The following is a 1,320-nucleotide window of genomic DNA, read 5'->3' on the forward strand; positions in this document are numbered from 1 at the left end:
GCCACGTAGGCAAAATCAGACGACGTCTGCCCAGAATGGGAAGCAGACACCTTTGTCCGTGTTCGCATGAACAAATCCCTTGATCCGTGGAAAGCAGGGCATCAGCATAGCATTGATGATGTAAACGGAGTTTGCCTTGGAAGTACTAGAAGCTAAAATCTGCTCCTACGACTGCACAGGTTAACGTGATGCGACGATCTCCCGAACTACTTGCGGTTTCGCGCCGTCTGCATCAGGCCGTCCTCACCGGGAACACCAAAATTCTGCCAGGCTTCTTTTCTACTGCCGAGGAAATGCGCTTCATAGGTACCGCTGAACACGAATACTGGAGCGGTTCGGTTGTCAGCAAAGGGGTTGCTGATTTTTTCCAAGAAGTGCCTGACATCTATGGCGCAGAAGAAATCGAGGCTGAAGCTTTTGAAAACGGTGAAACCGGGTGGGCATCTTTTGTGCACCGAATCCACTTCGCTGGTTTGCCCGAGCCCAGTATCCAACGTACAACTTTCGTTTTTGTGTTGGATGGCGCCGGATGGAAAATCGTTCAGCGGCATGGCTCAGCCCCAATACCGAACATTGTACATATGGGCACGGAGCAAACTGCCATTCAACGTCTGGTCGATGCGGCACGCGACGAGGGGTTGTCGTTGGAACAGACCGAGGGATTAGCTTCAGTATTGTTTACTGATCTAGAGGCCAGCACAGAATTAGCAGCTGCATTGGGCGACGCACGCTGGTCGAGCCTGATCAACGATCACTTTCACGTTATTGAAGACATCGTTGAGGCTCACGGTGGTCAGTTCGTGAAATCTCTGGGAGACGGCACATTGTCGAGCTTCCCTTCGGCGCAGCAAGCCTTGAGGGCGGCGATAAAAATGCAGAAAGCGGTGCTTTCGACAAAACGGGAACCGCATCTTGGTTTGCGCGTTGGCATCCATACTGGTGATGTTGTGCAGGCTAGTGGCGACTTTTTTGGAGCTGTGGTGAACAAGGCTGCCAGAATAGCATCTATGGCTGCGGCTGGAGAAATCATGGTATCCGATGTCACTCGCGCCATGGTTGTAGGTACACGGGATCTCGAGTTTTCAGACACGATATCTGTATCTTTCAAGGGCTTTGAAGGTCAGCACTTGGTTCACCGACTTCAGTGGGAACCTTAGAATTGACGTTGGATATCCCAGCTGAAGTCATCCCGGAATGACTGGTTTGTCCGCATCTGAGACGTCGGAGGCATCAGTGCCGAACAGCAGCTGCCTGCAGGAGCGGTCGTTCAGGTACCAAAGCGGACCTCGCCGCTCGGTTCGGTCGTCTCGAATGGTTTCT

Annotated in this window: 1 protein-coding gene; it reads left to right on the forward strand. The window is 52.3% G+C overall.

The features are described 5' to 3' along the window. The first annotated feature begins 188 nt into the window (after positions 1 to 188). A complete protein-coding gene (locus tag AB2B41_RS23275) occupies positions 189 to 1,157 on the forward strand; it encodes an adenylate/guanylate cyclase domain-containing protein (RefSeq protein WP_367880215.1) in 969 nt (322 codons plus the stop codon). Positions 1,158 to 1,320 lie beyond the last annotated feature (163 nt).

The sequence above is a fragment of the Sulfitobacter sediminis genome (assembly GCF_040811725.1).
Lineage (GTDB): Bacteria > Pseudomonadota > Alphaproteobacteria > Rhodobacterales > Rhodobacteraceae > Sulfitobacter > Sulfitobacter sediminis.

Excerpts from the sequence above, each read along its gene's own strand:
- AB2B41_RS23275 (WP_367880215.1), top strand. The coding sequence starts at position 189 with ATGCGACGATCTCCCGAACTACTTGCGGTTTCGCGCCGTCTGCATCAG.